At 73.8% G+C, this 7,378-nt stretch carries 2 protein-coding genes; both read left to right on the top strand.

What is annotated here, in order from left to right:
* Positions 1–2,945: KR domain-containing protein (locus EQG76_RS29625; protein WP_159718845.1), on the top strand; the 2,945-nt coding region annotated here is incomplete at its 5' end.
* A partial coding sequence (locus EQG76_RS29620) for an SDR family NAD(P)-dependent oxidoreductase (protein ID WP_159718844.1) occupies positions 2,942–7,378 on the top strand: 4,437 nt, incomplete at its 3' end. The genes EQG76_RS29625 and EQG76_RS29620, both read left to right, overlap by 4 nt.

The following is a 7,378-nucleotide window of genomic DNA, read 5'->3' as shown; positions in this document are numbered from 1 at the left end:
TGCCCAAGGAAGCCGGCTATCTGTTCACCGACATCGGCAGCGCCTTCCTGGGTGCGGCAGCAGCGCGCTTTGCCGGCCACCCGGGCTTTCGCACCGGCCTGCTCGACATCACCGGCGATCCGCTTGCTCAGGGCTTGGCGGCCGGCAGCTTCGACCTGATCGTCGCCGCCAACGTTCTCCATGTCGTTCCGGACCTGCGCCAGGCTTTGGCGCAGATCACCCGCCTGCTGGCTCCGGGCGGCCGCCTGCTGCTGGTGGAAGGCACCGCCTCCGTCGCCCGCCTCGACCTGGTGTTCGGCGCCACCGAAGGCTGGTGGAACTTCGCCGACCCGCTGCGCCCGGACCACCCGCTGCTGCCGGCGGAGCGCTGGCAGGACCTGTTCGGCGAAGCGGGCCTGGTGGCACCTGCCACCGTCTTCCACGCTGGCGCCCAGGCAGTTCTCACCGCGGTCCGCCCGCCGGCCGGGACCTGGCTGGCGCTGGGCGGCGATGCCGGAATCGCGGCCAGGCTCGGCCTGGACTGGGCAGAACGGTTGCCGGACGGACCGGTCGAGGGGGTCGTGGCGCTACCGGCCCTGGCCGGGCTGCCAGCACAGGAGGCGGTAGCCCAGCTCGCGGCACTGGCCCGCGAATTGACGCTACGCGCGGCACCGCCGCGCCTGCTGGTGCCGACCTTGTCCGCCGAGAGCGTCGCCGCCGATGAGCGCGCTTCGGCGGATGGTGCTGCCATCACCGGCTTCGTCCGCACCCTCGCCCTGGAGCATCCGGAGCTGCGGCCGCGCTCGGTCGATCTGGAATCCCTGGATCCCGCAGCCCTGGCCGCCGAGATGGCGCTGGCCGATGCCGAGGACCGTACGGCCTGGCGCGGCGGCCGCCGCTTGCGCGCACGCCTGGAAGAACTGCCGCCAAGGCCGGCCACCTGGCGCCTCCGCCCCGACCTCAGCCGCGAGCCGCTGCCCCGGCCAGATCCGGGGCCGGGTCAGGTCGTGGTCCGGGTGCTGGCGGCCGGGCTGAACTTCAAGGACGTGCTGATCGCCGGCGGCTTGGTGCCTGCCGATCATCTGGGCGGCGAATGCGCCGGCGAGGTGGTGGCGCTTGGCAGCGAGGTCCAGGGCATCGCGCTGGGCCAGAAGGTGATCGCGGTCGGCAGCGGCGCGCTCGCCCACTACCTGATGGCTGACCAGGCCCTGGTGGTCCCGCTGCCGCCCGGGCTGTCGGCAGCTCAGGGCGCTGCGCTACCGGTTGCCGGCGTCACCGCCTGGCATGCCACGCGCGGCCTGGAGCCCGGCCAGCGCGTCCTGATCCACAGCGCCACCGGCGGCGTCGGCCAGTTCGCCCTGCGCCTCGCCCGGGCCGCCGGTGCCGAGGTCGTCGCCACGGCCGGCACCGAGGAGCGCTGTGCCTGGCTGCGCGCCGAGGACGTTGCCGAGATCCACTTGTCCCGCGATACCGCGTTCGCCGCCACCAGCCAGGTGGACCGCGTCATTGGTGCGGTCGCGGGCGAGGTGCGCCGCGCCAGCCTCGACCTGCTTCGCCCGGGCGGCCGCTTCGTCGAGCTCGGCCGGGTTGACCTGCTGGCCGCGGAGCAGGTGCGCCGCCTCCGGCCGGACATCGCCTATGACCTCGTGGAGCTGGACCGGGTGGATGCCGCCACGTTCGGCCGGCTCCTGCACGAACTGGTGGCGGCTGTCGCTGCCGACCCGTCAATCCTGCCGACCCTCACGACCCGGCCGCTGGCGGATGCCGGACAGGCACTGGCTGCGCTGCGCCAGGCGGAGCATCTGGGCAAGCTCGTCCTCCTCCCGGACTGGCCGGTCCCGATCCGCACGGACGGCACCTATCTCGTCACCGGCGGACGCGGCGGGATCGGCACGGACGTGGTCGAGTGGCTGCGTGAGCGGGGTGCCGGTGCCGTGCTCACGCTGGGCCGCACGCCGTCCGACCTGCCCGGTGCGATCACCGGCGACGTGGCCGATCCTGCCAGCTTGGCACGGGTCGCCGACTACATCGCGGCGCACCGTCTGCCGCCCCTGCGCGGCGTCATCCACGCCGCCGGCGTTCTCACCGACCGCGCGATCGCAGGCGTGACACCCGGCGAGATCGCGGCCCCGCTCCAGGCGAAGCTGGCCGGTGCCAGGGCGATCGCCAGCACCTGGCCGGAGTTGGAGCTGTTCCTCGCCTTCTCGTCCGCCGGCGCGGTGCTGGGCTCGCCCGGCCAGGCGAGCCATACCGCCGCATCGGCGGCACTGGACGCCTTCATGGCCGGCCGGGGCATCACGATCGACTGGGCTGCTTGGGCCGGCAAGGGTGCCGCGGTGGCGCGTGGCGCCGATGCCCGCCTCGCCCGGATCGGCGTCGGGACGATCGACCGCACCACCGCGCTCCGTGCCCTGGACCGGGCTCTGGACCGTGACGCTGCCCAGCTGGTCGTGCTGCCGATCGACTGGCAAGCGTTCCGTGCCAAGGCCGCCCCGCCCGTGCTGGAAGAACTGCTCCTGTCCAAGGCAGCCCCTGCCACCTCCGAGGAAGCACCGGAGCCACCGGAACGGCCGGCAATCCTGGGGCTCGAGGCGCTCCGCCGGCAGGTCATGGAGACCTGCGCCCGACTGCTGCCGCCCGGCCAGCCACTCGACCCCCGCCGGGCCCTGACCGACCAGGGCATGGACAGCCTGGGTGCCCTGGAGCTGCGCAACCGGCTGGGGCAGCTCGTCGGCGCCCGCCTGTCGGCCACCCTCCTGTTCGACCACCCGAGCGTGGAGGCCCTGGTCGCCCATCTGGCGGCGGAGCTGGACCTGGTGGCGTCGCAGGAGCCGGCCGACCCGCCGGCGCCAGCCGCCGCGGATGCGGTACGCTCGTCCCTCATCGACCCGGACAGTCTCGACGACGCCGCGCTGGACGAGGAACTGGCGCGGTTCGAGCGCATGCTGGCAAAGGACGACGCGTGAGCCGGGACGACGAGCGCAGCATCAAGCAGCAGACCCTGCGGCTGCTCGGGAAGATGCAGGCAAGGCTCGACGCGGCCGAGGCGCGCCTGCGTGCGCCTGCAGCGGTCCTGGGCATCGGCCTGCGCTTTCCCGGCGCGGACACGCCTGACGATTTCTGGGCGGCACTGGCGGCAGGGCAGGACCTCGTGCGCGAGGCGCCGCCTGAGCGCTGGAAGCTCGCGGACCCGGCCTCGCCCGCCCGCTTCGGCGGCTTTCTCGACGGAGTCGACCGGTTCGACGCCGACTTCTTCGGCATCAGCCCGCGCGAGGCGGCGTCGATGGACCCGCAGCAGCGCCTGGTCCTGGAGGTCGCCTGGCATGCGCTGGAGGATGCCGGAATCCGCGCCGACCTGCTGGAAGGCAGCCGCACCGGCGTGTTCCTCGGCATCTGCACCGCTGATTATGGCCGCCTGGGCGATGCCGGGACCCGCAGCGAGGACGGCTATGCCGCCACCGGCGGTGCGCCGGGTGTCGCCGCCGGGCGGCTCGCCTATGCGCTGGGCCTGACCGGGCCGGCCCTGGTGGTCGATACCGCCTGCTCCTCGTCACTGGTGGCCACCCATCTGGCGATCCAGGCGCTGCGGGCCGGGGAATGCGACTTGGCGATCGCCGGCGGCGTCAACCTGACGCTCGCCCCGTTCGGCGCCGAGACGCTGGGCCGGATGCAGATGCTGGCCCCGGACGGCCGTTGCAAGGCGTTCGACGCCCGCGCCGACGGGTTCGTGCGCGCCGAGGGCTGCGGCATCCTGGTGCTCAAGCGTCTGAGCGACGCGACCCGCGACGGCGACCGGATCCGCGCGGTGATCCGCGGCAGTGCCGTGGGCCAGGACGGCCGCTCCGCCGGGCTGACCGCCCCATCCCGTCCGGCCCAGGAGGCGGTGATCCGCGCAGCGCTGGCCAATGCCGGGATGGAGCCCGGCGAGATCGACGCGATCGAGGCGCACGGCACCGGCACGGCCCTGGGCGATCCGATCGAGATGCACGCCCTGGCCCGGGTGTTCGCCGGGCGCGACCGGCCGCTCTGGGTTGGCTCGGTCAAGAGCAATATCGGCCATGCCGAGGCGGCGGCCGGGGTGGCCGGCATGATCAAGGCGGCGCTGATGGCCGAGCGCGGCGCCATCCTGCCCTCGATCCATTTCGAGCGGCTGAACCCGCACATCGAGCTGGACGGGACCGACATCCGCGTGCCCGTCGCGTTCGCGGCCACACCACCGCGCGCCGTGGGTATCAGCAGCTTCGGCTTCAGCGGCACCAACGCCCATCTGCTGGTCGGCCCGCCACCACCGGCCGCCACGCCGGCCGTGGCCGGTGACGAAACGAACCCGGGCCTCCTGATCTCGGCGCATACCGAGGCGGCGCTGCAGGCACTGGTGGCCAAGTACCGGCGGATCCTCGACGCCGACCCCGCGTCATTCCCGCTGCTCGCCCGCAATGCCGCCCACCAGCGCGCGCGGCTGCGCTGGTGGATCCATGCCTTCTCCGCCGACGATCTGAGTACGGCCGTCCCCAGCCAGGCGCCCCATCCTGCCGTCGACGCCCCGGCCGGCCCGCATGTGCCGCTGCCGCTCTACCCCTTCCAGCGCCAGCGCTTCTGGCTGGACACTGCCGGCGCCACCGCGCGCGCCGCCCGTGATCCGGACGGCGAAACGGTACTGGAAACCCAGCTCTGGCCGACCGCGCCGCTCATCGCCGAGCATGTGGTGAACGGCCGGCCGCTGCTGCCGGCGGCGGCGATCCTGCTGGGGCTGGCGGCCGCCACCACCGCCGCCGGCCAGGGCGGCAGCCTTGCCGACATCGAGTTCGCAGCACCCGTCGAGGTCCGCCATCCGCGGCGTCTCCGGACGATGGTGGGCCAGGCCATCCGCTGCTTTGTCGAGGACGAGGGCTGGCAGCTCTGTGCGCAGGCCCGGCCGGGCGAGCCGGCAGCAGCCCCGGGGACGGCCGATCTCGACCGCCTGCACGCCGCCTGTCCCGACCAGGTGGATCCGGGCGCGTTCCATGCCTGGCTCGAGGCGACCGGCCTGCGCTTCGGCCCGACCTATGATGCCCTGCGCCAGATCCGCCGCGGCCCCGGCCAGGTGCTGGCGCGGTTGGAATCGCCCCTCCCGGAGATCGTGCTCGACGCGGCGCTGCGCTCGGTGGGAGCACTTCATCTGGGTGCCGGCGGTGCCGCCCGGATCCCCGCCCGGATCGGCGCCTTCCACCGGTTCGGCCCGCTGGAAACGGCGCGCTGGGTATCCGCGCAGGTGGCGGAGCGGGACGGGGCGACCCTGGCCACGCTCGACCTGTTCGATGAAGCCGGCCAGCCGGTCGCCCGAGTCGAGCGGCTGGAACTGCGTCCCGCCGCTGCACCGGTCGAGACTTGGCGGGACTGGCTCCACGCGGTGCGCTGGGAGCCCGGGCCGACCCTGGCCGAGGCCGCGGCGATCACGGCACCGCTTGCCGGCAGCGCCGAGCACGGCCGCCGCCTGGATGCCCTGGCCGCCCGCTATGCCCACCATGCGATCGAAGCGGTGGCCGAATCGGCCGTCGTGGCGCGCCATCTGCCCCTCTACCGCCAGCTCCAGGTCCTGGCGGCCCATGCCGCTGCGACCGAGCCCCCGCCGGACGGGCCGGAACTCGACCTCCTGCACCGCTGCGGCCAGGCGCTGCCCGCGATCCTGCAGGGCCAGGCCGATCCGCTGGCCGTGCTGTTTGCCGATGGCGGCCCTGCCGCGATCTACCAGGACGCCCCGGCCTACCGAACCGGCAACGCGCTGGTGGCGCTGGCCGCCCGCTTCGCCGCCCATCCGGCCGCCCGCCTGCGCGTGCTGGAGATCGGCGCCGGCACCGGTGGCACCACCGCCGCTGTCCTGGGGGGCCTCGGGCCAGAGCGGACCGACTACTGGTTCACCGACGTTTCCCGGAGCTTCCTGGAGCAGGCGACCAGCCGCTTCCCCGGAATGGAGACCCGCCTGCTCGACATCGAGCGGCCGCTCGCCGGGCAGGACATCCCCGAGGGACAGTTCGACCTCGTCGTCGCGGCCAATGTTCTCCACGCCACCGCCGACCTGCGCCAGGCCCTCCGCCATGCCGCGTCGGCGCTGCGTCCCGGCGGCTCCCTGGTGCTGCTGGAAAGCACCACGCAGGGCGGCTGGATCGACCTGGTGTTCGGCCTGACCGAGGGCTGGTGGCGCTTTGCCGACCGCGACCTGCGCCAGGCCTATCCGCTGCTCACCGAAGCCGCCTGGACTTCCTTGCTGGCCGAGGAAGGCTTCGACGTCCTGAAGCTGCCGGGCCTCCATGGCGTCCTGCCCGGCCAGACCGTCCTCCTGGCCAGGCAACACCAGCCGGTCCGGATCGTGGCAGACCCGGGCCAGGGCAGCATCGCCCGGCGCTGCATGGCCCTGGTCGAGGCGGTCCACGCATTGCCTGCCACCACACGCCGCATCGTGCTGCAGACTACGAACGCGGCGACCGATCCGGGTGCCGCTGCCCTCTGGGGCATGGCGCGCACGCTGCGCCGCGAGCGGCCGGAACTGGACATACGCTGCCTGGATCTCGCCGACGATGCGTCCGAAGCCGAGGTGGCGCTGGCCGAGGAGAGCTTCGCAGGCGAGGCCGAGATCGTCCGGAAGGGCCAGCAACGCCTGGTCCCGCGCCTGGCGTCCGTCCAGGTGCAGGGCGGCCGGCCGTCGCTCGATCCGGACGCCTGCTATCTCGTCACCGGCGCCTTCGGTGGCCTGGGGCCGGTGATCGCCGACCATCTGGTGGATGCCGGTGCCCGCCGCCTGCTGCTGGTCGGCCGCACTGTGCCTGCCAGTGACGACCGTTTCGCCGCTTTGTCCGCCCGCGGCGTCGAGCTCCGTCTGGAAGCCTGCGATCTGGCCGATCCCGCGGCACTGGCTGCGCTCCTGGACCGTTGCGGGCCGATCCGCGGTGTCGTCCATGCCGCCGGCCAGCTGGCCGACGCCACATTCGACCGCCTGGACCTGCGCAGCCTTGAGCAGGTCCTGCGCGCCAAGGTGGATGCCGCCGACCTCCTGGACCGGCGCCTGCCCGACGCGGACCCGTTCATCCTGTTCTCGTCGGCCGTGGGCACGTTCGGCTCAGCCGGCCAGGCCGCCCATGTCGCCGCCAGCCTAGCGCTGGACGCCATCGCGCGGCGCCGGCGGGAACGGGGGGCTGCGGCGGTCAGCATCGCCTGGGGCGCCTGGGACCGGATCGGTGCCGCGGCCGGGCGCGCCGACCTGCATGACCGGCTCCAGGCCCAGGGCCTCGGCACCATCCCGCCGGCCGCCGGCCGCGCCATCCTGGACTCCGCCCGCGGCAGCGACGCCCCGGCCTTCCTCGCCCTGCCGATCGATCGTTCGGCCTTTCTAGCGAGCTTCGGCACGGACCGTCTGCCCGACCTG

The organism is Geminicoccus flavidas (assembly GCF_009806515.1).
In the GTDB taxonomy this organism is placed as follows: Bacteria; Pseudomonadota; Alphaproteobacteria; order Geminicoccales; family Geminicoccaceae; genus Geminicoccus; species Geminicoccus flavidus.
This window is presented reverse-complemented; position numbering and strand designations above follow the sequence as displayed.